At 71.8% G+C, this 22,793-nt stretch carries 21 protein-coding genes; 11 read left to right on the top strand and 10 right to left on the bottom strand.

Features of this window, described 5'->3' with window-relative positions:
* Positions 1-548: 548 nt before the first annotated feature.
* Complete coding sequence (locus tag NE234_RS28885) at positions 549-764, top strand: hypothetical protein (RefSeq protein ID WP_252783826.1); 216 nt, start codon at positions 549-551, stop codon at positions 762-764.
* Entirely contained in the window at positions 761-889 is a 129-nt protein-coding gene (locus NE234_RS44565) for a hypothetical protein (protein WP_256529525.1), read from the top strand. Before NE234_RS28885 ends, NE234_RS44565 begins: the two co-directional genes overlap by 4 nt.
* A 513-nt stretch (positions 890-1,402) precedes the next feature.
* On the opposite strand, the gene uvrB is transcribed toward NE234_RS44565, so the two are convergent.
* Positions 1,403-3,517 (bottom strand): excinuclease ABC subunit UvrB, encoded by a 2,115-nt coding sequence (gene uvrB, locus NE234_RS28890; RefSeq protein ID WP_252783827.1) that lies wholly within the window; start codon positions 3,515-3,517, stop codon positions 1,403-1,405.
* Positions 3,518-3,892: 375 nt separating this feature from the next.
* Between uvrB and NE234_RS45500 the strand changes: the two genes are divergently transcribed.
* Both NE234_RS45500 and NE234_RS28900 read left to right on the top strand, forming a co-directional pair.
* Positions 3,893-4,561: a response regulator transcription factor gene (locus NE234_RS45500; RefSeq protein ID WP_252783828.1), complete on the top strand. Its 669-nt coding sequence runs from the start codon at positions 3,893-3,895 to the stop codon at positions 4,559-4,561.
* A gap of 64 nt (positions 4,562-4,625) precedes the next feature.
* Positions 4,626-5,543 carry a DMT family transporter gene (locus NE234_RS28900; RefSeq protein WP_252783829.1) on the top strand — a complete coding sequence of 306 codons (918 nt, stop codon included), beginning with the start codon at positions 4,626-4,628 and terminating at the stop codon, positions 5,541-5,543.
* Positions 5,544-5,800: 257 nt separating this feature from the next.
* Here NE234_RS28900 and NE234_RS28905 read toward each other — a convergent pair whose 3' ends face one another.
* Positions 5,801-7,216, bottom strand: a complete 1,416-nt coding sequence (locus tag NE234_RS28905) for an amino acid adenylation domain-containing protein (RefSeq protein ID WP_252783830.1) — start codon at positions 7,214-7,216, stop codon at positions 5,801-5,803.
* Positions 7,213-8,328 carry an acyl-CoA dehydrogenase family protein gene (locus NE234_RS28910; RefSeq protein ID WP_252783831.1) on the bottom strand — a complete coding sequence of 372 codons (1,116 nt, stop codon included), beginning with the start codon at positions 8,326-8,328 and terminating at the stop codon, positions 7,213-7,215. Before NE234_RS28910 ends, NE234_RS28905 begins: the two co-directional genes overlap by 4 nt.
* A gap of 195 nt (positions 8,329-8,523) precedes the next feature.
* Between NE234_RS28910 and NE234_RS28915 the strand changes: the two genes are divergently transcribed.
* From NE234_RS28915 to NE234_RS28940, 6 genes are read left to right on the top strand one after another with little or no spacing between them, the layout of a single operon-like run.
* The gene (locus tag NE234_RS28915; RefSeq protein WP_252783832.1) at positions 8,524-8,784 is read left to right on the top strand and encodes an acyl carrier protein; all 261 of its coding nucleotides are present in this window, start codon (positions 8,524-8,526) and stop codon (positions 8,782-8,784) included.
* Positions 8,771-10,111 (top strand): NAD(P)/FAD-dependent oxidoreductase, encoded by a 1,341-nt coding sequence (locus NE234_RS28920; protein WP_252783833.1) that lies wholly within the window; start codon positions 8,771-8,773, stop codon positions 10,109-10,111. Before NE234_RS28915 ends, NE234_RS28920 begins: the two co-directional genes overlap by 14 nt.
* 18 nt (positions 10,112-10,129) lie before the next feature.
* Positions 10,130-11,488 carry a TrpB-like pyridoxal phosphate-dependent enzyme gene (locus tag NE234_RS28925; RefSeq protein WP_252783834.1) on the top strand — a complete coding sequence of 453 codons (1,359 nt, stop codon included), beginning with the start codon at positions 10,130-10,132 and terminating at the stop codon, positions 11,486-11,488.
* Entirely contained in the window at positions 11,485-12,354 is an 870-nt protein-coding gene (locus tag NE234_RS28930; protein WP_252783835.1) for an amidohydrolase family protein, read from the top strand. Before NE234_RS28925 ends, NE234_RS28930 begins: the two co-directional genes overlap by 4 nt.
* Complete coding sequence (locus tag NE234_RS28935) at positions 12,354-12,776, top strand: hotdog family protein (RefSeq protein ID WP_252783836.1); 423 nt, start codon at positions 12,354-12,356, stop codon at positions 12,774-12,776. The genes NE234_RS28930 and NE234_RS28935 overlap by 1 nt, the downstream gene beginning before the upstream one ends.
* On the top strand, positions 12,773-13,237 hold the full coding sequence (locus tag NE234_RS28940; protein WP_252783837.1) for a YbaK/EbsC family protein: 465 nt from the start codon (positions 12,773-12,775) through the stop codon (positions 13,235-13,237). Before NE234_RS28935 ends, NE234_RS28940 begins: the two co-directional genes overlap by 4 nt.
* Here NE234_RS28940 and NE234_RS28945 read toward each other — a convergent pair.
* Entirely contained in the window at positions 13,227-14,786 is a 1,560-nt protein-coding gene (locus tag NE234_RS28945) for an aminotransferase-like domain-containing protein (protein ID WP_252783838.1), read from the bottom strand. The genes NE234_RS28940 and NE234_RS28945 overlap by 11 nt on opposite strands.
* Before the next feature lie 286 nt (positions 14,787-15,072).
* Here NE234_RS28945 and NE234_RS28950 point away from each other — a divergent pair, with 286 nt between their 5' ends.
* Positions 15,073-15,900 carry a glycerophosphodiester phosphodiesterase gene (locus NE234_RS28950; RefSeq protein WP_252783839.1) on the top strand — a complete coding sequence of 276 codons (828 nt, stop codon included), beginning with the start codon at positions 15,073-15,075 and terminating at the stop codon, positions 15,898-15,900.
* Positions 15,901-16,181: 281 nt separating this feature from the next.
* Here NE234_RS28950 and NE234_RS28955 read toward each other — a convergent pair whose 3' ends face one another.
* The 6 genes from NE234_RS28955 to NE234_RS28980 form a co-directional block, all read right to left on the bottom strand.
* On the bottom strand, positions 16,182-16,877 hold the full coding sequence (locus NE234_RS28955; protein ID WP_252783853.1) for a hypothetical protein: 696 nt from the start codon (positions 16,875-16,877) through the stop codon (positions 16,182-16,184).
* Positions 16,877-17,491, bottom strand: coding sequence for a dephospho-CoA kinase (gene coaE / locus NE234_RS28960; RefSeq protein ID WP_252783840.1), 615 nt, complete (start codon positions 17,489-17,491; stop codon positions 16,877-16,879). Before coaE ends, NE234_RS28955 begins: the two co-directional genes overlap by 1 nt.
* 14 nt (positions 17,492-17,505) lie before the next feature.
* Complete coding sequence (locus NE234_RS28965) at positions 17,506-17,991, bottom strand: GNAT family N-acetyltransferase (protein WP_252783841.1); 486 nt, start codon at positions 17,989-17,991, stop codon at positions 17,506-17,508.
* A 6-nt stretch (positions 17,992-17,997) separates the two neighbouring features.
* Positions 17,998-19,896: an endonuclease/exonuclease/phosphatase family protein gene (locus NE234_RS28970; RefSeq protein ID WP_252783842.1), complete on the bottom strand. Its 1,899-nt coding sequence runs from the start codon at positions 19,894-19,896 to the stop codon at positions 17,998-18,000.
* A 152-nt stretch (positions 19,897-20,048) separates the two neighbouring features.
* Positions 20,049-21,512 (bottom strand): 30S ribosomal protein S1, encoded by a 1,464-nt coding sequence (rpsA, locus tag NE234_RS28975; protein WP_252783843.1) that lies wholly within the window; start codon positions 21,510-21,512, stop codon positions 20,049-20,051.
* Positions 21,513-21,719: 207 nt separating this feature from the next.
* Positions 21,720-22,793 (bottom strand): polysaccharide deacetylase family protein (locus NE234_RS28980; RefSeq protein ID WP_252783844.1); only part of this gene is annotated, 1,074 nt, incomplete at its 5' end.

A 22,793-nucleotide genomic window follows, 5' to 3' on the forward strand; every position in this document is an offset into this window, starting at 1 on the left:
GAGCTCTTGCGGGGGCGGCCTCAGCGAGCGCATCGGTCCTGGACGGGCAGAACGCTCGGTGAACGCGGCGTCTCCGGCTCCCGAAGGGGGTTGATTCCGGCAGACGGGACACCGGATTGTCGCGCTGTCCGAGACTTCTGCGCCTGGCGGCCTTGAGCCGCTGTCAACGCCGAGGATCGTCGTTGCCTGTGGCACCAGAATCCTCGGCACAAGTTTGCAAATGCTCAGGCTGTACGGGCCGTCACGATCGCGGCCTCGACACAGTTGCCTCCGTTCGAAGAACCGCGGCTCGCCTCACACCACCCCACGCCTGCCATACCGGCTACCGGCCCGACTCGTGGGCTGGTCGCGACGGTGGCTTCTGCGCAGTCACCACCGTTCGGAAGGCTGTGGCGGGACCTGCGCCACGCGGTGACGGTCACAGCCGCAAGGGTCGGGTCGCCGGCAGGGACCTCGTCCGTACTCTGTCCGCGCGGAGGCTCGCCGCCGAGGTCGTCGGCGTAAGCGTGGTGTGAACGGTCGACCGGACCGTCGATGGCGAGGATCCGGTGGGCGGGGCGATGAGTCCGGGCCTGCGACAGGCGGTCGTGTGCCCGCCGGACGAGGACGGGCGGCTGCTGTGGTGGTGGGTCTGGTCCGGGCCCATTCGGGACGGGCCGTCAGAGGACGAACCCCTCGGCCTCACGGCCGACGTGGAGGTGGCCGCCCACCGGATCGTCTCGGTGCTGCGCCTGGAAGGGATCCGTCCGGAGGCCACGGCATGACCACGCCGTCCACGCTCGTCGGCTCCTGGCCACATGGGACGCTCTCGAAGATGCAGCGGACGCTGATCCTGCGACGCCGGCTCCCGGGCACCGTGCTGTGGCTCGGTCCCTACACGCGGCGTTGATGGGCGATGGTCCCCGCGTACGGCCGGTGGCGCCTGGTCGAGGCGGCCGGCCCCGACGAGCCGACCGGCACACTCGTCAGGGCACGGAGCTGACCGCGACAGTCCGGGGCGAGGCCGTTCCGGCCGGAACGGCCTCGGTCAGCAGGGCTTGAACGGTCCGGGCTGCCGTCAACGCCAAGGATCGTCGATGCCGCGCCACCGAAACCCTCGGCACAACCGAGCACGACGGCGGCCGGCGAATCCGGACGGCCCGGGCCCGCCATCAACGCCGAGGACCCTCGATGCCCACACCACCGAAACCCTCGGCACAACCGGACACGGCGACGATCAGCAATCCGACGGCCCTCATGACGCGGGAGGTCCAGCGGGGGGTGGCCCTGCACCCGTCTCAGGGCCCAGGCCCTTCCAGCGCCTGGGCTGTTCCGGTGCCGGACGTACCGGCCGCCGGAGCTCCTGGGGTGGGGCTCCGGCTTGGTCGGCCGACTCGGGGCGGCTCCGGGTGCCGGGGCGTCGTCAGTGGACGCCGGCCTCCTTCATGTCGCGCAGCTCGCGCTTGAGCTCCTTGATCTCGTCGCGGAGCCGGGCCGCCATCTCGAACTGCAGCTCCTCCGCCGCGTGGTGCATCTGCTGCGTCATCTGGTCGATGAGGGCCTCCATCTCCTCGCGCGGCCGCTCGCCGACGAGGTCGGCCGCGTGCCGGCCGGCCCGCTGCTTGGAGGACAGGCCCGGCACCGGGGCCTTGCCCCGGCTCTGCTGCCGCCCGCCACCGCCGATCAGCTCCTCGGTGTCGGCGTCCTCCCGGGCCAGCATGTCGAGGATGTCGGCGATCTTCTTGCGCAGGGCCGTCGGCTCGATGCCGTTCGCCTCGTTGTAGGCCATCTGCTTGGCGCGCCGCCGGTTGGTCTCGTCGATCGCCCGCTCCATCGACGGGGTGACCTTGTCGGCGTACATGTGGACCTGGCCGGAGACGTTACGGGCGGCGCGGCCGATCGTCTGGATCAGCGAGGTCTCCGAGCGCAGGAACCCCTCCTTGTCGGCGTCGAGGATGCTGACCAGCGACACCTCCGGCAGGTCGAGGCCCTCACGGAGCAGGTTGATGCCGACCAGGACGTCGAACTCCCCCAGCCGCAGCTCGCGCAGCAGCTCGACCCGGCGGAGCGTGTCGACCTCGCTGTGGAGGTAGCGCACCCGGATGCCGAGCTCCAGGAGGTAGTCGGTGAGGTCCTCGGCCATCTTCTTGGTCAGCGTGGTGACCAGCACCCGCTCGTCCCGGTCGGCGCGCTCCCGGATCTCGTGGACCAGGTCGTCGATCTGCCCCTTGGTCGGCTTGATGATCACCTCGGGGTCGACCAGGCCGGTCGGGCGGATGACCTGCTCGACCACGTCGCCCTTGACCCGGCCCAGTTCGTACGGCCCGGGCGTCGCCGAGAGGTACACCGTCTGCCCGATGCGCTCCAGGAACTCCTCCCACTTCAGCGGGCGGTTGTCCATCGCGCTCGGGAGCCGGAACCCGTGGTCGACGAGCGTGCGCTTGCGCGACATGTCGCCTTCGTACATCGCGCCGATCTGCGGCGTGGTCTGGTGCGACTCGTCGATGACGAGGAGGAAGTCCTCCGGGAAGTAGTCGAGGAGGGTGTTGGGCGGGGTGCCGGGGCCACGTCCGTCGATGTGACGCGAGTAGTTCTCGATGCCGGAGCAGGTGCCGACCTGCCGCATCATCTCGATGTCGTACGTGGTGCGCATCCGCAGCCGCTGCGCCTCCAGCAGCTTGCCCTGCCGCTCCATCTCGGCGAGCCGCTGCTCCAGCTCCGTCTCGATGCCGTTGATCGCGCGCTCCATGCGCTCCGGGCCGGCGACGTAGTGGGAGGCGGGGAAGATGTACAGCTCCTCGTCCTCGGTGATCACCTCGCCGGTCAGCGGGTGCAGCGTGGCGAGCTTCTCGATCTCGTCGCCGAACATCTCGATGCGGACGGCGAGCTCCTCGTACTGCGGGATGATCTCGATCGTGTCGCCGCGCACCCGGAACGTGCCGCGGGTGAACGCCAGGTCGTTGCGGGCGTACTGCATCGCGACGAGGCGGCGCAGCAGCTCGTCCCGCTCGATCTCGTCCCCGACCCGCAGCCGGACCATGCGGTCGACGTACTCCTGGGGGGTGCCCAGGCCGTAGATGCAGGACACCGACGCGACCACGATCGTGTCGCGGCGGGTCAGCAGTGAGTTGGTGGCCGAGTGCCGCAGCCGCTCCACCTCGTCGTTGATCGAGGAGTCCTTCTCGATGTAGGTGTCGGTCTGCGGGACGTACGCCTCGGGCTGGTAATAGTCGTAGTAGGAGACGAAGTACTCGATGGCGTTGTTGGGCAGCATCTCGCGCAGCTCGTTGGCGAACTGCGCGGCGAGCGTCTTGTTCGGCTGCATGACCAGGGTCGGGCGCTGGACCTTCTCGATCAGCCAGGCGACCGTCGCGGTCTTGCCGGTGCCGGTCGCGCCCAGGAGGACGCTGTCCTTGTCGCCGCGCTTGACGCGTCGTTCCAGCTCGGCGATCGCCGCCGGCTGGTCCCCGGACGGGGTCATCTCGGTGACGACCTCGAAGGGCGCCACCTTCCGCTGAAGATCGGTGACAGGCCGCACGATGCTCCTTCGCTTGATGCGCTCGCTGGCCGCCTCGGCGGCTCCTGGATCGGGCGGGCCGACGGCCACGGTCCCCGCTATGTGGTTCAACCTACGCCCCGCCACCGACATTCCGGCCCGCCCGAGCGCCCCAGGCCGTCCGGGGCCCTGGCACCGCGCGTCCCCGGCGTACCCGCCCGTCGCGCGGCGACGTGACCACACCGCATGACCCGACGACCACGCAAGGCGACATAAATCCCACATATTGGGCTTTACTTGACTAATTTGACCACAGAGCGTCATATTGGTCCGAAGCGGTACAACCGCGCACGACGGGGGTTGGATTGTGGGTACTTCCGGGAACGCCTCTCACGGGAACGCCTCCTAGGTAGCAGCGTGTCACGTTCTCAGATCACCGTCCTGCTCGCCGAACGCCGTGGTCTGGTGCGTTTCGGCCTGAAGAAAATCATTCAGGAGTCGGCCGACCTCGCGCTGATCGGCGAGGCGTGTGACTACGCCGAGGCGGCGGCGGCCATCGACGATCTCAAACCGGACGTCACGGTCGTCGGCCAGCTCGCCGACCACCCCGACCCGTTACGGGCCATCGCGCGGATCGGCGCGATCCGCGGCCGGTCCTTAGTGCTCAGCGACCCGCCCGGCCCGGACCCGCGCGAGCAGCCCGAGTCGGTCGGCCTGCTGCTGACCAGCGCCGACCCTGAGGAGTTCCGCGCCGCGATCCGCATGCTCTCCGCCGGGTACTCCTTTCTCGGCCCGGCCCGCAGAGGGCCGAACGCCGATCGCGCGGACGCGGAGGCCGAAAGAATGACGCGGCGCGAACTCGACGTCCTCCGATTCCTGGCCCGCGGCAGGTCGAATGCGGAGATATCGAAAGAACTCTCCGTGAGCGAGAGCACCGTCAAGTCCCATGTGCAGAGCCTGCTGAGCAAGCTGCGTCTCCGTAACCGTGTGGCCGCCGTGATCTACGCCTACGAGACGGGCCTCGTAGAGATCGGCAGCAATCCGGCAGAACTCCCTTCCGGCCGTAAGTCGGCGCAAGCGCGATGAAGCAGTCCACTTCGCCGTCCAATGGATCTTTGCTCGGCTCGGCCCTGCTGCGATCGTGATGGGCATGCGGGGAATCCGAGGAGGAGTGGGCGCGGCCACGGCCATGTTCTGCGTGGGGACGCTGACCGCCGTCTCGCCCGCGTTACACCACTATCCCGTGTACGGCGGCCAGGCGATCCGCTACGCCGTGGGGGCGCTGCTGCTCATGCTGGTCGCGCGGTTCCGCGGCATCAGGCATCTGCGGCTGAGCCTCCGCGAGGTCGGCCTGGTGATCCTGCTGGCGCTCACCGGGCTGGCCGCCTTCAACGTCTTCATCGTCGAATCCACGCGGTACGCGGATCCGGCGACGGTAGGGACGATCGTGGCCACCGTGCCGATCGTCCTGGCAGTGGTGGGGCCGTTCATGGAGGGGGAACGGCCGCGCCGGAACCTGGTGGCGGCGGCCGTCGTCGTGGCGAGCGGCGCGGCCATCGCCACCGGTTTCGGCGGCGGCGCCGCCCTCGGGCTGCTGCTGGCACTCGGCGCGCTCGGCGGCGAGGTCGGGTTCTCGCTCCTGGCGCTGCCGTTGCTGCCGCGGCTCGGCGCCATCCGCGTCTCCGCGTACTCCGCCGTGGCGGCCGTGCCGCTGTTGCTGATCACCGGGCTCGTCACCGACGGCCGGCACGCCCTGCGGGTGCCGACGGCGTCGGAGGCGGGCGCACTCGGCTACCTCGCCGTCGTCGTGACCGCCTTCGCGTTCTTCTGCTGGTACGACGCGCTGCCCCGGCTGGGGCCCGAACGCGCCGGGCTGTTCTCCGGATTCCTCCCCGTGGGCGCGATCGTCTCCACGATGGTGCTGGGGACCGGGCATCCCTCGTGGGCCGACGTCGCCGGCGCCGCCCTGGTCATCGCCGGGCTGCTCATCGGGCTGCGGACGCGTCGTCCGGACGGCTCCGAGCCGGTCGGCCCGGTCGTCGAGGAGACGGCCGGCCGACCGGGCTGAGCAGCGGGCTCGCGGACCCGATCGACCGGACCGAGCGGCCGACGCGGCCGACGCGGCCGAGTCGATCGACCATGCCGCGCGGCGGGGTCGCCGGCCCGTCGGTCACGGACTCGCCGTGACCGCCGGCTCGGCCGTAGCGTGCGGGCGCGAGTGGGCCGCGCCCTGGGCGGCGGCGCGGCGAGAGCAGGCGGGAGAGGCCGTCGCGGACCGCCGGCTCGTCCGTCACGGGCTCGCCGGGACGGCCGGGGACCCGGCGGTCACGGCGCCGCCTCGACGGTGAGCCGGCGGCGGTCGGTCTTTCCGTTGCCCGTACGGGGCAGCGCGGCCACATAGCGGACCGAATCCACGATCATGTATCGGGGCAGCCGGTCGGCGCAGTGCCGCTTGAGCTCGAGCAGATTCGGCCGCCGATCCTCGCCCGGCACCACGTACGCGACCAGCCGCGCGTCGAGCCCGGCGCCGGAGACCACGACCGCGACCTCGGACACACCGGGGCAGGTGAGGAGCGCGGACTCCACGTCGCCGAGCTCGATCCGGTGACCGCGTACCTTCACCATCCCGTCACGCCGTCCGAGGTAGTGGTACACCCCGTCGCGGAGGACGACGCGGTCGCCGGTCGGGTACGGGCCGGTCTGCGGCGGGCGCCCCCAGTAGCCGAGCATCACCGTGGGCCCCTCGACGACGAGTTCGCCCTCCTCGCCCGGCGCCGCGGCCGAGCCGTCCTCGCGCACGGCACGGATCCGGTCCCCGGAACAGGCCGTGCCGATGGGCACCGGCTCGGCCGGCGGACCGGTCACCTCGTAGCAGGCGCAGACATTGGTCTCGGTTGGGCCGTACAGGTTCAGGAACCGGATGCCGGGCAGGTGCTCGCGGAGCCGCCGCAGATGGGGCACCGGATAGGGCTCGCCGGCGAACAGCAGCGCCCGTAGCGCGGGCGGCCGCACGTCGAGCAGCCCCCCGTCGCGCGCCATCAGGACGAGTGCGGACGGCACCGAGTACCAGACGGTGATCTCACGCTGGACCAGGAACTCGACGAGCAGCCGCGGCGCGTACGCCGCCTCGCGCGGGATCAGCTGGACCGAGGCCCCGGCGTGGAAGGCCACGTACAGGTCGAGGACCGACAGGTCGAAGTGGAACGGCGCGTGGTTGGCGAACCGGTCGTCCGGGCGGGCTCCCAGCTCGCCGGCGGCCCACTCGACGAACGCCATCGCGTTGCGGTGGGAGATGCACACCCCCTTCGGCGTCCCGGTGGACCCCGACGTGTACAGGATGTACGCGAGATCGTCCTCCGTGCCGTCGTGGGCGGGCAACGGGCCACCGGGCCGCCCGGCCGGGGTCGTGGCCGCGATCCCCTCCGCGCGCAGTTCGCCGGCGCGGTCGCTGACGACGACCCGCGGGGCGCAGTCGCGGATGACGGCCGCGGCCCGGCCGGCGGGCGCGACCGGGTCGACCGGCACGTACGCGGCTCCCAGCCGCAGCACCGCCTGCATGACCGCCACCGCGTACGGGCTCTTGTCGAGCCAGAACGCGACGCGGTCGCCCCGGCGTACGCCCAGCGCGGCCAGCTCCCGGGCCAGGGCGTCGGCCCGCGCGTCGAGCTCGGCGTAACCGACACCGTCGACCGCCGGAGCGGATGAGCGCGCGTGCGCGCGCAGGAGCTGTTCGAGCCTCACAGTCCCAGCTCCTCGGCGATCTGTTCGAGCTGCATCTCCGAGGTGCCGGAGAAGGTGGTGCAGGGCAGCGCGTCCCGTACGTCCTTGGCGATCCCGGCGTCCTCACGGACACCGGCGCCGCCGAAGATGTGCTGGGCGTCCAGGGCCGTCGCCACGGCGTTCTCGCTGACCGCCAGCTTCGCCATCGCGACGTCGAGAACGGCACGCTCCCCCTGGTCGAGGCGCGCGCACGCGCGTTCGAGCAGGAGGCGGGCGGCGTCGAGACGGACCCGCATCCGGCCGATCCGGTGGGAGACGGCCTGGTTCGCCGCGAGCGGCCGGCCGAACTGGCGGCGCTCACGGGCGTGCTCCACGCAGCGGTCCAGCAGCCGCTCGGACTGCCCGAGATAGGCCGCGAACAGGCACGTACGCTCCCAGCGCATGGCGGACTGGAAGATCGCCGCGCCCTGCCCGTCGGCGCCCAGGCGCGCGCCGGCCGGGACCCGGCACCCGTCGAGACGCAGTTCGCCGGCCGGGCAGCGGACCAGGCCGGCCTTGCCGAACGGCTCGCCGACCGTGAGTCCCGGCGTCCCCCGCTCGATCACGAACGCCGAGACGCCCAGGTGGCCGAACTCGGGCCGGGTGCTCGCGTACACCACGAAGACGTCCGCGATCGGGCCGTTGCTGACGAAGGACTTCACGCCCGTGAGCACGTACTCGTCCCCGTCCCGTACGGCACGGGTGGCCAGGGCGGTCGCGTCGGAGCCCGCGCCCTCCTCCGTGATGGCGTTCGCGCCGATCCACTCACCCGAGCACAGGCGAGGGAGCACGCGCTCGCGCAGAGCCGGATCGCCGTGCTCGGCGATCGGCATCGCGCAGGCGAACAGGTGCGCCAGGACGGCGAACACCAGCCCCATGTCGGGGTGGTGCCGCCCGAACGCCTCCGCGGCCTGGGCCGTGGCGGCGAAACCGTGCCCGCCCCCGCCGTAACTCTCGGAAACGCTCAGTCCGGCGAGTCCGGCCCCGGCCGCCCACTGCCATTCCTCCCGGGTCAGGTAACCGGATGCCGGCACCGGATGGCCGTCAATTCTCTTGCTGAATCGGTGATAGACGTCCCGCTCATCCAAAGGCATGCAAAGCAGTTTAGAAGCACCTTCGGCGGGTGTCCTCGACAAAAAAGCCGGAACCGACTCATCAGTTCGGCGGAGGCCACTGGCCGAACGGCGGAGCCGGCCGCCCGGAAATTCGCCACTCCTACGGAAGACAGCCGGTCAACGGGGACGGTAGCGTCACCCCGACGGACCGGACCGCAGGGGCGGGAGCTTCGGATGGGACAGCAGGACGAGCTCGAAATACTCCAAAAATTCATCGAGGAGAAGATTCTCGACACTTCCGAAGTGGCGATAGAACCTGACACGCCGCTCCTCGAGCTCGGCATTCTCAACTCGCTCACCACCACCAGGCTCGTCGGTTTCATCCGCGATCAGTTCGGTGTGGAGATACCGATGAGCGAAATGGTCGGTGACAACTTCAAGGACCTGGCGAGCATCAGCCGTTTGGTGAGGGAGTGCGATCGTGGCGGACGTTGATTTCGACATCGGCATCATCGGTGGCGGGCCGGCCGGCTCCACCCTCGCCTCGTATCTATCGCAGGCCGGCCTGTCGTGCGTGGTCTTCGAGAGCGCGCTGTTCCCCCGCCCCCATGTCGGAGAGTCGCTGATCCCGGCCACCACGCCGGTGCTGGCCGACATCGGCGCGCTGGAGAAGGTGGACACCGGCGGCTTCCCGCGGAAGTACGGTGCGGCGTGGACGTCGGCGGCCGACTCGCGGATCCCCACGCTCGGCTTCGAGCTGTCGCACGGCTTCCAGGCCGCCGAGGTGGCGTTCAGCGAGCGCGACCAGCCGGGCGTGAAGCAGGATTACACCTACCACGTGGACCGCGGCGCGTTCGACCTGCTGCTTCTGCAGCACGCGGAGTCGCTGGGCGCCAAGGTCTATGAGGGCGTACGGGTCCGCCACGCCGACCTCGGCGACGACCCTCGCGTGGTCTTCGCCATGGGCCGCCGCGAGACGGACGTGCGGGTGCGGATGGTGGTGGACGCGAGCGGCCGGAACACCTTCCTCGGCCGGCAGCTCAAGCTGAAGGTCCCCGACCCGGTCTTCAACCAGTACGCGATCCACACGTGGTTCGACGGTTTGGATCGTTCCGCGCTCTCGGCGGACAAGAAGCAGGCCGACTTCATCTTCATCCACTTCCTGCCGGTGACCGACACGTGGGTCTGGCAGATCCCGATCACCGACACCGTCACGAGCGTCGGCGTGGTCACCCAGAAGCAGCAGTTCACCGCCGCCAAGCAGGACTGGGAGGGGTTCTTCTGGCAGTGCGTGGAGAGCCGCCCGGAGCTCGCCGACGCGCTGCGCGCCGCCGAGCGGGTGCGGCCGTTCCGCCCCGAGGGCGACTACAGCTACGCCATGCGGGAGATCTGCGGTGACCGGTGGATGCTCATCGGCGACGCCGCCCGCTTCGTCGACCCGATCTTCTCCAGCGGCGTCAGCGTGGCCATGAACAGCGCCCGCATCGCGTCGTACGACATCATCGCCGCGGCCGAGAAGGGCGACTTCGGCAAACCGTCGTTCGACGCGTACGAGGGCCGGCTGCGCCGGGCCGTGCGCAACTGGTACGAGTTCATCTCCATCTACTACCGGCTGAACATCCTGTTCACCGCCTTCGTCGCCGACCCCCGGTACCGGATCGACGTGCTGAAGATGCTCCAGGGCGATGTCTACGACGGGGGCGAACCGGCCGCGCTCACCAAGATGCGGGAGATCACCCGCCAGGTCGAGGAGAACCCGGACCACCTGTGGCACCGGCATCTCGGCACGCTCCGCGCGCCGAGCCAGGCCCCGCTGTTCTGACGAGGAAGGACACGTGTGATGAAGAAGTTCGTGCTCACCGAGGACGGGTTGCCGGACCGCTGGTACAACATCCTCCCCGACCTGCCCGTGCCGCTGAAGCCGTACCTGCACCCGGTCACCCATGAGCCGCTGGCCCGGGAGGACCTGACGTCCCTGCTGCCGGACGCGGTGATCGACCAGGAGTTCACCCAGGAGCGCTGGGTGGACATCCCCGACGAGGTCCGTGACATCTACCGGATGTGGCGGCCCACCCCGCTCTACCGGGCGGACCGGCTCGAGCGCGCGCTGGACACTCCGGCGAAGATCTACTTCAAGTACGAGGGCGTGTCCCCGGCGGGCTCACACAAGCCGAACACCGCGGTGCCGCAGGTCTACTACAACGCCCGGCAGGGTGTGCGCCGCGTCACCACCGAGACCGGGGCCGGGCAGTGGGGCTCGGCGCTGTCCTTCGCGGGGGCGCTGTTCGGCGTCGAGGTCGCCGTCTACATGGTGAAGTCCTCCTACCACCAGAAGCCGTACCGCCGGTCGCTGATGGAGACCTGGGGCGGTCAGGTCTTCGCGTCGCCGACCGACCTGACCCAGGCGGGCCGCGACGTCCTCGCCAAGGACCCCGACTCCCCGGGCAGCCTTGGCATGGCCATCGCCGAGGCCGTCGAGGACGCGCTCAGCCGCGACGACACCCGGTTCGCCCTCGGCTCGGCGATGAACCACGTCGTGCTGCACCAGACCGTGATCGGCATCGAGGCCAAGCGCCAGCTGGAGATGGCCGGCGACTACCCCGACGTCGTCGTCGGCTGCGTCGGCGGCGGCTCCAACTTCTCCGGCCTGGCGTTCCCGTTCATGGCCGACCGGCTGTCCGGGGACCGCCCGCAGACGCGTTTCGTGGCCGCCGAGCCGACGGCGTGCCCGACGCTCACCCAGGGCCGCTACGCCTACGACCACCCCGACACGGCCGGCCTGGGCCCGCTGCTGCCCATGCACACCGTCGGGCGCGGGTTCATCCCTCCGCCGATCCACGCGGGCGGTCTGCGCTTCCACGGCGACGCGCCGACGCTGTGCGCGCTGTACGACCAGGGACACGTCGAGGCCCGCGCCTACGACCAGACCGCGGTGTTCACCGAAGCGGTCCGGTTCGCCCGCAGCGAGGGGTTCCTGATGGCCCCGGAGTCCTCGCACGCGCTGCGCGGCGCGGTCGAGGAGGCGGTGGCCGCCCGCGAGGCCGGTGAGGCGCGCACGATCCTGTTCGGGTTCTCCGGGCACGGGCACTTCGACCTGGCGGCGTTCGACGCGTTCCTCGCCGGCCGGCTGGAGGACTACGAGACGCCGCGACACGAGCTGGAGGCGGCGCTGAACGAGCTGCCCCAGGTCGCCCGGTGATCGACGTCCATCACCACGCCTACCACGCCCGGCTGGCCGACGAACTCGGCGTCGCCGAGATGGCCCCGGGCGTGCCGGTGCCCACGTGGACGCCGGAGGACTCGCTGCGGGTCCTGGACCGCAACGGCCTGGACGGGGCGGTGCTGTCGGTGCTGCTGCCGGACGCGGCCCGGCCGTCGGCCGGGCTGGTCCGGCGGGTGAACGAGTGGACCGCCGAACTCCTCGGCGACCGGTTCGCCGGGCTGGCCTCACTGCCGATGGGCGATCCGGACGCGATGTTCGACGAGCTCGCCCATGCCCTGGACGTCCTGGAGATGGACGGCGTGGTGCTGAGCGCGAGCCTGCCCGACGGCCGGCTGCTGGGCGACCCGTCGCTGGCGCCGCTCTTCGACGAGCTGAACCGGCGGCAGGCGGTCGTCTTCGTGCATCCCAACCCGGCGTACGGATGCTCCTGCACCGGACCGGCCGTCCCGCCGCCGCTCGTCGACTTCGTCATGGACACCACCCGGGCGGTGGCGGGCCTGCTGTTCGGCGGCACGCTGCGCCGCTGCCCGGACATCAAGCTCATCCTTGCGCACGGCGGCGGCACGGTCCCGTACCTCGCCCAGCGGTTCGAGCTGGCCGGCGAGTGGGTCGTCCCGGGCGCCGACGCGCGGCAGGTGCTCGACGACCTGCGCCGGCCGTACTACGAGATGGCGCAGTCCGCGTCGGCGGGCGCGCTGGCCTGCCTGCGAACGGTCACCGACGAGTCGCACATCCTGTTCGGCACCGACTATCCGTTCATGCCCGAGCCGGTGGTGGCCTCGACGCTGCGCGCGATGAGCGGGCCGGACCACGCACGGGCCCTGTTCGGGAGGTTCGCCTGATGCGGCACCTGGAGGACGTCCGGGTCGGCGAGGTCCACGAGCTCGGACGCATGAGCCTGTCGGAGGCGGACATCACGCGATTCGCCCAGTCGTACGATCCCCAGGTCCCGCACCTCGACGGCACGATCGCCAGCGGCTGGCAGGTGGCCGGCGTGTTCATGCGCCTGTACGTCGACGCCGTGCTGCGGGACACCGCCGTGGACCTCTCCCCGGGCATCGACGAGCTGGCCTGGCTGCGCCCCGTCCGGCCCGGCGACGTGCTCTCGGGCAGGGCGACGGTGCTCGACATCGCGCCGTCGCTGTCCCGGCCGGACTGCGGTGTCGTCCGGCAGCGCGGTGAGCTCTCCGATGACCGGGACCGGACGGTGATGCGCATGACCTTTTACAGCCTCGTCAGGAGACGCGTAATGTCCTCCGCATGACGCTGCCCACTCCGGCGGAGATCCTGAGCGCGGCCGGCATCGCGTTCTCCTCGTTCACGCACCCGCCGATCCGCACCTATGAGGACATCGAACGGGAGCTGAAACTGCCGCCGGAGCTCCTCCTCAAGACGATGGCGTTCCGCTCCGAGACGGGATTCGTCCTCGCCTCGCTGCCGATCCTGTCCCGCGTCGCCTACGGCCCGCTGGCCAAGGCGGCCGGGCTGCCGAGGGCGGCGCTGCGCCAGGCCGGGCCCGGCGACCTGGCGGAGCTCGGCATGGAGCCGGGCGGCGTCAGTCCCCTGACCGGCCTGCCCGGCACTCAGATCGTCTTCGACGTCTCGGTGCGCGCCATGGCGACGGTCCACTTCGGCAGCGGCCGGGCCGACGAGACCCTGACGGCCCAGGCCGCCGACCTGATCGAGGTGGTGCGGCCGGTCTTCGCCGACCTGGTCAAACGGTGACCCGCAGGGTCCCGCTCCCGTCCTGAGCCACGACCGGGTCTCCGCCTTCGATCCCGGTCCCGTCCTGCTCCGCCACCGGGTCTCCGCCTTCGATCCCGCTGCCGTCCTGCTCCGCCACCGGGCCGTCGCGCTCGATCTCGGCCCAGGCGCGGGCGAGCCGGTGCACGAGCACGTCGAGCCGTTCGCGGGGCAACGTGAAGGGAACCCGGATGTGGGCGTCGTGCGCCCGGCCGGGACTCATCACCGACCCGGGCACCACCTCGACCCCGTGCCTGAGCGCCACCTGCGCGAAAGTGTCGGCGTCCACGCCGGGCAGCTCGATCCACAGCGCGCCGCCGCCGTCCGGACGGCGCCACCGCCAGCGGGGCAGCCGGTCGCGGAGCAGCGCCTCCACGTGGTCGAGACGCCGGGCCAGCTCCGGGGCGCGAGCACGCGTGATCTCCTCCAGCCGGGGAACGAGCCGGGCTGCGAGTGCCTGGTCGAGCACCGGGCCGGCGATGTCGGCCAGTACCTTCCGCCGCGCGAGGCGCTGCACGACCTCGGCGGGGGCGCGCACCCACCCGATCCGCAGCCCGGCCCACACCGTCTTGGCCAGCGACCCCACCGACAGCACCTCCGCGCCCGGCGGCGCGTACCCGGCCAGCGGACGCAGCGGCTCCGCCGACTCCTCGTACCGGACGTAGGCGTTGTCCTCCAGCACCGGAACGTCGTGGCGGGCGGCCAGTTCGGCGATGCGCCGCCGCCGGGCCGCCGACATCAGCACGCCGGTCGGGTTGTGGTAGGTCGGCATCACGTAGAGCAGCCGGGGCGATCCGGCCGCCAGGGCCGCCGCCACGGCGTCGGCGTCGGCGCCCTCGTCGTCCACCGGCACCATGTGCAGCCGCGCGCCGCGGGCACGGAAGACGTCGAGGCAGCCGGGCCAGTTCGGCGTCTCCACGAGCACGGTGCCGCCCGAGCCGAGGTACAGGTCGGCGACGAGCGCGATGGCCTGGTGCGCCCCGGTCGTCACGAGGATCTCGTCGGCGACGGTGGGCAGGCCGTCGCGGGTCATCCGCTCGGCCAGCGCGGTGCGCAGCTCGGGCAGACCGCACGGGTGGTAGCCGGGATCGGCCAGCAGATCGGTCAGGTCCTCGGCGGCGAGGTCGCGCAGCACCTCCTCCAGCTCCGGAACGGCGCCCTCGACCGTAGTGGTCAGGGAGATCACCTGGTCCGGTCCGTCGATCAGCCGCTGGAACACGGCCGTCGCGGTCCCGCCCGGCACCCGGCGGTCCATGACGCGGCGGTGCGGGCGTGCGGTCGCCGCGATCCGCGTGCCGCTGCCCCGCCGGCTCACGAGCAGCCCGTCCGAGCGCAGCCGGTCGTAGGCCCCGACCACCGTGGTCCGGCTCACGCGGAGCGCGTCGGCGAGACGGCGCTCGGACGGCATGCGGTCTCCGGGATGCAGCAGGCCGTCCTCGACCGCGCGGCGCACCGCGTCGGCCAGGCGCTGGTAGAGCGGGCCGCGGCCGGCCGGCCAGTTGCCCAGCAGCGCGACGACGCTGCGTTCCATCGGTGCACGATCCGCTTCCAGTGAACGGTCCACTCTCCCCATCAAGGTCTCCGGGGTATCGGCCTGCTCGAAAGTGGCGTCGTCGGCGGTCGCCGCACGGACCGCGTGAGCCTACGCCGAATGACCATGCCCCGCCAAGCAGGGCCGCACGCGGGAAATCACTGGAGTCGGCGTCACCGAATGTCAAGATACGTGTCACTCCGGGCTTACATCACGCTCTCCCCACCGCAGCCCGCCCGGATCACCGTCATAACCGAGCCCCTCCCCCGGCCGTGAAGGACCCCCCATGCTCGTACGCCTCGCCGCCGTCAGCCTCGCCTCGGCCCTCCCCTTCGCCCTCATCAGCGGTACCGCCTCCGCCGCCACCACGGTGGCGGACGTCGGGCACCGGGGCGCGTCCGCGTACGCGCCGGAGAACACTCTCGCGGCCTTCCGGCAGGCCAAGACCCGGCACGCGGACTACTTCGAACTGGACGTCCAGCAGACCAAGGACCACCAGCTGATCGTCATGCACGACACGACGCTCAGCCGCACCACGAACGTGGAGAAGCTCTACCCGCACGGTTCGCCCTGGCGGATCCGCGACTACACCCTCAAGCAGATCAAGCGACTCGACGCCGGGTCGTGGTTCTCCGCCAAGTACAAGGGCGAGCGGGTGCCGACCCTGGACGAGACGCTGCGCGCCATGCAGGGCCAGGGGCTGAAGCTCCTCCTGGAGATCAAGAACCCGTCCCTGTACCCCGGCATGACCGCCCGGATCGCGACCGAGCTGCGCACCGAACCGTACTGGCTGCGCCCCGGCCGGCTGATCGTGCAGAGCTTCGAGTGGTCGTCGCTGAAGAGCTTCCACAAGCTGCTGCCGTCCGTGCCGCTCGGCGTGCTCGGCAAGCCCACGACGGCGCAGCTCCCGGCGGTCGCCAAGTACGCCCGGTACGTCAACCCGAAGTACACGACGGTCAGCAAGAGCTACGTCACCAGCGTCAAGAAGCGTCACCTCAAGGTCTTCGTGTACGTCGTCAACGACCGTTCGACGATGCGCCGGATGATCGGCTACGGCGTGAACGGGATCATCACCAACCGCCCCGACACGCTCCGCTCGGTCCTCAAGGGCTGACGGACGCGCGACGGCGCACCCCCGCCGGCGGCTTCCCGACCGGCGCGCGCCCGTGCCGGTCCCGCTCGTCCGGGGGCGGGCCGATGATCACGGCAGCGAGCGCGCGCCTCCTGACCGGCGGGGCCGTCCGGTCCCGCCCCGCCCCCCCTGCGGACGGAGTGGCCGCGCGGGAGGACACCGCCGTTCGTCAACGCCGTGGATCGTCGTTGCTCACGGCACCGAAGTCCTCGGCGCCGGTCATCGGCGGCCGACGGCACCTCCCGCGCTGCTCCGCTCGCTCCCTACGGGGCGGCGAACTCGCAGTAGGCCACGGTGGCGTCGTCGTGGCGCTTGTGGCGGGGCCAGCGCCGTCCGTCCGGGTCGGATCGCTCGGCCTCGCGGACCTGTTCGATCAGCGCCGCCGGCCCCGGCCCGGCCAGGGTGGTCATGGTCTGCGGCCAGTCGGCGAGGCCGAAGGCGTCGGCGAGGCGGGTGGCGCCGTCGGTGAGCAGGGCCGCCCGGCGCAGCTCCGGCAACGGCACGCTGCCGGTGAGCGCCCGCCCGGCCACGCGCGGGTCGGCGGCGGCGAACCCGCTACCGGCGGCGGTGAGCGCGGTGACCCGCCCGTCCTGGTCGAGCAGCAGCGTGGAGTCCGACAGCACCAGGTAGTCCGCGGCCTGGTCGCGGACGCGCAGGGCGACGACCGTCGTCGCCGGGGTCCAGGGATGGGACAGGTCGCAGTGGCCGCCGTGCGCGGCGGCCGTCTCCGTGATCGCCTGGGCGAGGGCGGCGGCCGGGCTCAGGGCGTGGTCGAGCAGACCGGCGAGCAGCCGGGTCGCGAGCTGCCCGACGTACCAGGGACGGCCGTGCACGCAGCCGGTCTTGTCCCTGTCGATGCTCATGCCGTCCAGCACGACCGCGGCGCCGAGCGCGGTCGCGACGAAGTCCTCGTTCGGCCGGGCGGGACTGCCCTGCTCGGTCGCCCAGGTCACCCGCATCATCGTTGCGGGTCTCCCGTGTCGGCGCGGCGCTTGAGGTCCGCCCACAGGTCGTCGACCTGCTCGGCGAGCCGCTCGAGCGTGCCGGAGTTGTCGATGACCCGGTCGGCGATCTCCAGCCGGCGCTCCCGGGTGGCCTGGGCCGCGATGCGGGCCCGCGCGTCCGCCTCGGTCATGCCGCGCCGCCCGGTCAGCCGCCGCACCTGCTCCTCGACGGGCGTGTCGACGACGACCACGAGGTCGTACATGCCGGCCAGGCCGTTCTCTGCGATCAGCGGCACGTCGTAGACCACGATCGCGTCTCCCGGCGCCTGGTCGACGAGCTCGCGCATCCGCTCGCCGACGCGCGGGTGGACGATCGCGTTCAGGCGCGCCCGCCGCTCCTCGTCGGCGAACACGATCGACCCGAGCCGCTCCCGGTCGAGGGATCCGTCCGGGCGCAGCACCCCGTCGCCGAACTCGGCGACGACCTCGGCCAGGCCGGGCGTGCCCGGCTCGACGACCTCGCGGGCGACGGCGTCGGCGTCGACGATCACCGCGCCGTGCTCCGCGAGCCGCCGGGACACCTCGCTCTTGCCGGACCCGATCCCTCCGGTCAACCCCACACTCAGCACGCCCGCGAGCGTACTCACTCCGGCGCGGTCGCGGGCGTGAGGGGCTTGCGCATGTGGACGAGCGTCACGTGGTCGGCGACCCGCTCCCGGTGGGTCTCGGCGTACCCGAGACGGCGGTACAGCCGCAGGTCGGTCTCGCTGAGGTGCCCGGTGAACAGCACGCAGGCGTCGGCCCGGCCGGCCGCCTCCGTCTCCAGTGCCCGCATCAGCGCCTCGCCGATCCCCCGTCCCTGCAGGTCGGGCACGACGACGAGCCGGCCGACCAGGCAGGTGCGCTCGTTGAACCGGCCGCGTACCGAACCGACGATCCGGGGTCCCACGCTGGCCTTCAGGACCACCGACTCGGCGATCATCTTCCGGATCTGGTCGAGGGACTCGACCAGCGGCGGCAGGAAGGGATCACCGTGCAGCTGCGCCTCGGTGACGTACGCGGCGCGCTGCACGGTGAGGATCTCCCCGGCGTCGGCGACGCCGGCGCGCTCGATCCGGGCCTCCTCCACGGGCGGTCAGCCCACCACGCGGACGGTCGCGGCCACCGGGTAGTGGTCCGAGGCCCGCCGCGTCGAGTCGACCGCGCTGTTGGCGAAGCCGAGGTCGTCGCTGCCGAGGATCCAGTCGACGCGCGCGCCGCCCGTCGTCGTCGGCGGAGGCGAGTCGGTCGGGCTGCGCAGCCCGCTCTGGCCCGTGAGGCGGCTCAGCTCCGGGCCGCCCGGACCTGCACCGATGTTCCCGGCGATGACCGTGCGCGGCGCGCCGCTCCACACCTGCAGCAGCTTCACGATCTCGGCGAGCCGGCTCTGGGTGCGGTCCGCGCCCTGCTGGAGCCGGACGGACCACACGTCGGCCGTGCTCCCGCCGCCGACGTCGACCCGCGCCCAGACGTACCCCGGCGCCTGCGGGCCGGCGCCCACCGGCAGCCGCCCGGTACCGGTGGCCTTGACGCGCAGCCGGGTCAGCACCGCGTTGCCGTCCTGGTGGTCGCCCGCCGGGCCCCACACGAGGCGCATCTTCAGCCGCCGGGCCAGCCAGGACGCCACGTCGGTCGTGCCCGACATCGGGCGGCCCCGCCCGGCCTCCTGCAAAGCCACCACGTCGGCGTGCTGCGCCTCGATCGCGCGGGCGATCGCCTCCGGGTCCAGCCGGCCGTCGTTCCCGACGGCGTCGTGGATGTCGTACGAGACGAGGCGGAACGTGCCCGCCAGCGTCGCGGCGCGGGTCACCGACGGCGCGGTCACCGCGTAGACCACCGGGACGGCCACGAGGACGAGCGCGCCCGCGCCCGCGCCGAGCGCGCGGACCGCCGAACGGGCAGGCAGCGGGCCGCCGCGCGCCGCGGCGATGGCCGACAGCAGGCCCAGCGCGATGCCCGCCAGGCCCGGCAGGACCTTGTTCGGCAACGGCAGCGGGTGGGTGTAGTGCAGTTGGTACGGCAGGATCACGACCAGGATCCCCAGCGCGCCGAGGGCGGCGCCGAGGTCGATGCGCCACGCCCGGCCCCCGGTGTCGGGGACGCTGACGTTCGGCGGTGGCCCGCCCCGCTCGGCGGGCCGGCCGCGGTAGCCGCCGCGCCGCAGCGGCACCCGCGAGGCGACCGCCAGCAGCCACGCCGACAGCACCTGCCCGACGACCACGACCGCGATCGCCACCGCGCCGGTCAGGCCGTACCGGCCCGTGACCGCGCCCGCGCCGACGCCGAGAAGTGTGCCGCCGAACACGCACACCCCGCCGGGCACGGCCGCGACGGCCAGGCCCGAGGACAGGAACGCCAGGGCCAGCGCCTGCCCGGCCAGGACGACCACCCCGGCGACGGCCAGGGGCAGCCCGCCGCTGGAGGACGTGAACGCCGGGCTGGACAGCACGAGGATCTGCAGGGCCAGGAACGGACCCAGGGCCGCCGCGCCGAGCGCGTCACGCCAGCCGATCACCGGAGCCTCGACCTGCGGCGTGCGCAGCCAGCGCACCAGCACCGCCGCTCCGCCCGCGACGACGAGCACGGTGACGACCCAGGCGGCGACGCCCGTACGGGCGGGCGGGTCCCAGGTGCCGAAGGCGAGCCGCAGCGCGGTGTCGCCGGTGAGCCCTGCCGTCGCCGCCACCGCGAAGCCCGTGCCGGACAGGCCGCGCGCCACCTCGTACAGCGCCGTGACGGCGAGCATCCCGAACACGGCGCCCGCGAACGCGAGCCACAACGCCGGTGAGACGGCCTGCATGACGAGCCGGACCGCCAGCAGCCCGCCGATCGCGACGGCCACCAGGCCGCGCGACCCGGCGACCGCGCGGACGCCGGGCGCCAGGAAGCCGGACAGGCACGCCACCAGGATCACCAGCGTGGCGGTGACCGCCCCGCCGGTCTCGGTGTAGTGCCCGAACGCGGGGAACGCCGCCCGCAGCACCTCGGCGAGCACCGCGAGGGTGACCGCGATCAGCGAGATCCGCGAACGTTCCTGGGGAACGACCGGGGGTCCCGCCGTAGCGACGGGACCCCCAGATCGGACGCGTGAGTCAGAATCGACCATAACGGTGGTCTGTCTACTCCTCGCCGGTTTTCGGTTGTGTGTTACTCCTGGCCGCCGGACAGCTTCTCGCGGAGGGCCGCGAGCGCCTCGTCGGAGGCGAGAGCGCCGCCCGTGTCGCCGCCCTGCGACTCCTCCGTCGCGTACGACTGCGGGCCGGCCGCCTCGGCCTCGGCGCGCCGGGCCTCCTCGACCTGCCGCTTGTGGGCGTCGAAGCGAGCGCGGGCCTCGGCGTACTGCCGCTCCCAGGTCTCACGCTGCTCGTCGTAGCCCTCGAGCCAGTCACCGGTCTCCGAGTCGAAGCCCTCGGGGTACTTGTAGTTCCCCTGCTCGTCGTACTCGGCGGGCATGCCGTAGAGCGTCGGGTCGAACTCCTCGTCGGTGAACGTCCCGCCGGTCTCGTTGGCCTGCTTCAGCGAGAGGCTGATGCGGCGCCGGTCGAGGTCGATGTCGATGATCTTGACGAAGATCTCGTCGCCGACCTGCACGACCTGCTCCGGGATCTCCACGTGGCGCTCGGCCAGCTCGGAGATGTGGACCAGGCCCTCGATGCCCTCCTCGACCCGCACGAACGCGCCGAACGGCACCAGCTTGGTGACCCGGCCCGGAACGACCTGGCCGATCTGGTGGGTACGGGCGAACTGCTGCCAGGGGTCCTCCTGCGTCGCCTTGAGCGACAGCGAGACCCGCTCGCGCTCCATGTCGACGTCGAGGACCTCGACCGTGACCTCCTGGCCGACCTCGACGACCTCGGAGGGGTGGTCGATGTGCTTCCAGGACAGCTCGGACACGTGCACCAGACCGTCGACGCCGCCGAGGTCGACGAACGCGCCGAAGTTGACGATGCTGGAGACGACGCCCTTGCGGACCTGGCCCTTCTGGAGGGTGTTGAGGAAGGTCTGGCGGACCTCGCTCTGGGTCTGCTCGAGCCAGGCACGGCGGGACAGGACCACGTTGTTGCGGTTCTTGTCCAGCTCGATGATCTTGGCTTCGAGCTCACGGCCGACGTACGGCTGGAGGTCGCGGACCCGGCGCATCTCCACCAGCGATGCCGGCAGGAAGCCGCGCAGGCCGATGTCGAGGATGAGGCCGCCCTTGACGACCTCGATGACGGTACCGGTGACGATGCCGTCCTCGTCCTTGATCTTCTCGATCGTGCCCCAGGCGCGCTCGTACTGGGCGCGCTTCTTGGACAGGATCAGGCGACCTTCCTTGTCCTCCTTCTGGAGGACGAGGGCCTCGACGTGGTCTCCGACCTTGACGACCTCGTTCGGGTCGACATCGTGCTTGATCGAAAGCTCACGCGAGGGGATGACACCCTCGGTCTTGTAGCCGATGTCGAGCAAGACCTCGTCTCGATCGACCTTGACGACAGTGCCCTCGACAATGTCGCCGTCGTTGAAGTACTTGATGGTCTCGTCGATCGCCGCGAGGAAGGCTTCCTCGGACCCGATGTCATTGACCGCTACCTGCGGGGTACTCGAGGTGGCCTCGGTGCTGCTCGTCATGTGTGGGATGGCTCCGGATACGGACATGCGTAGTTGCCTGTGCTGCGCGGAGGGCCAGTTATCCGTCCCTGCCGATGAACCGGCGGCGTGACCATACCGATGTCGACGTGACCGAGCGCGAGCCTGCTCTGTCCGAGGCGCGCGCAGGCCCACAGCGCAGCGATCAGAATATGGGACGTACCCCGGTACGGTCAATCTCTCGGATGATCAGTACGGGCACGCGCGTGCCGCGAGTCCCTTGGCGAGGTAGATCATCTTAGCCTGCGGGAAGGCCACCGTGGCCGGATCCCCGTCGGACGTGAAGCGCTTGTCCGGGTGCCGGGCCAGCCAGTCGAGCCACGCGATCGAGCAGAACCGCCGGCAGTCGTCCTGGGGAACCCTGCCGTCGTCGCGGATCCGCGGGATCTGCCGAGGATCATAGTCCTTCTCGAAAGGTGAGTCGGCCGGACGCCACCCCGCGAGGAACATCCCCTGGAAGTTCCACCGGGCTCCGCCGGCCGCTCCGTGGCCGGCCCAGGACAGGCGCGCCGGGGCGCCGAAAGGAAACGCGAACGTCACCGGCGGGATACCCGTCGCGGCCGTGATCATCTTCTGGTCGGTGCCGATCTCCTGGGCCACGGCAGCGTGATCCATTCCCGCCAGGTCCCGGTGGTGGGTCGTGTGGTTGGCGACCTCGAAGCCGTGCTGGGTCAGCCAGCGCATCGCGGCCGCCGCCCGGTCCCCCAGCGCGAACGGGTCGGCGTTCACGAAGAACGTCGCGACCGGGCGGAACCCCGGATGCTCCCGGGCCACCCGCTCGATCACCCCGACGGCGGTGTCCGGCTCCGGAGCGCCCGCCGCGTCGAAGGCCAGATGCGTCGGCGACCCGTCGTCGAAGGTCAGCACGACCGGGTGCCGCCCCGCCGGGACGTTCATCGTCCCCGTGACGAACTCCGCGGCCGTCACCGGCACGTAGCCCTCCTGCGCCAGCCGGGTGAACTCCGCGTACAGCTGGGCGGGCGTACGGTCCAGCGACGCCTTCGGCTTGGCCAGCACCCGGTGGACCATCAGGATCGGGACCTGTCCGAGCTCGTTCGCGCCGACGGCGCGGGCCGCCGCGGCCGCCCGCGCCCGGTCGAAGGCCGGCGGGGCCGACGACGCCGGCGGGTGCGGCGGGGCCGCCTGCGCCGGGACCGCCGGCGCGACCGCCCGCCGGCCGCGCCCCGCGCCGCGCCCCGGCGTCGCCGCGCCGTCCCCGGCGGCGGAGACGGCCGCGGCGGCGCCCGCGCGGCGCGCCGCCCG

Source organism: Actinoallomurus rhizosphaericola (assembly GCF_024055675.1).
GTDB classification, from domain to species: Bacteria; Actinomycetota; Actinomycetes; order Streptosporangiales; family Streptosporangiaceae; genus Actinoallomurus; species Actinoallomurus soli.

Bases quoted from the DNA above. Each gene is read 5' to 3' on its own strand.
- NE234_RS44565 (WP_256529525.1), top strand. From the start codon at position 761: ATGACCACGCCGTCCACGCTCGTCGGCTCCTGGCCACATGGGACGCTC.
- NE234_RS28900 (WP_252783829.1), top strand. From the start codon at position 4,626: ATGCGGGGAATCCGAGGAGGAGTGGGCGCGGCCACGGCCATGTTCTGC.
- NE234_RS28910 (WP_252783831.1), bottom strand. From the start codon at position 8,328: ATGCCTTTGGATGAGCGGGACGTCTATCACCGATTCAGCAAGAGAATT.
- NE234_RS28915 (WP_252783832.1), top strand. From the start codon at position 8,524: ATGGGACAGCAGGACGAGCTCGAAATACTCCAAAAATTCATCGAGGAG.
- NE234_RS28925 (WP_252783834.1), top strand. From the start codon at position 10,130: ATGAAGAAGTTCGTGCTCACCGAGGACGGGTTGCCGGACCGCTGGTAC.
- NE234_RS28935 (WP_252783836.1), top strand. From the start codon at position 12,354: ATGCGGCACCTGGAGGACGTCCGGGTCGGCGAGGTCCACGAGCTCGGA.
- NE234_RS28940 (WP_252783837.1), top strand. From the start codon at position 12,773: ATGACGCTGCCCACTCCGGCGGAGATCCTGAGCGCGGCCGGCATCGCG.
- NE234_RS28945 (WP_252783838.1), bottom strand. From the start codon at position 14,786: ATGGAACGCAGCGTCGTCGCGCTGCTGGGCAACTGGCCGGCCGGCCGC.
- NE234_RS28950 (WP_252783839.1), top strand. From the start codon at position 15,073: ATGCTCGTACGCCTCGCCGCCGTCAGCCTCGCCTCGGCCCTCCCCTTC.
- NE234_RS28955 (WP_252783853.1), bottom strand. From the start codon at position 16,877: ATGCGGGTGACCTGGGCGACCGAGCAGGGCAGTCCCGCCCGGCCGAAC.
- rpsA (WP_252783843.1), bottom strand. From the start codon at position 21,512: ATGACGAGCAGCACCGAGGCCACCTCGAGTACCCCGCAGGTAGCGGTC.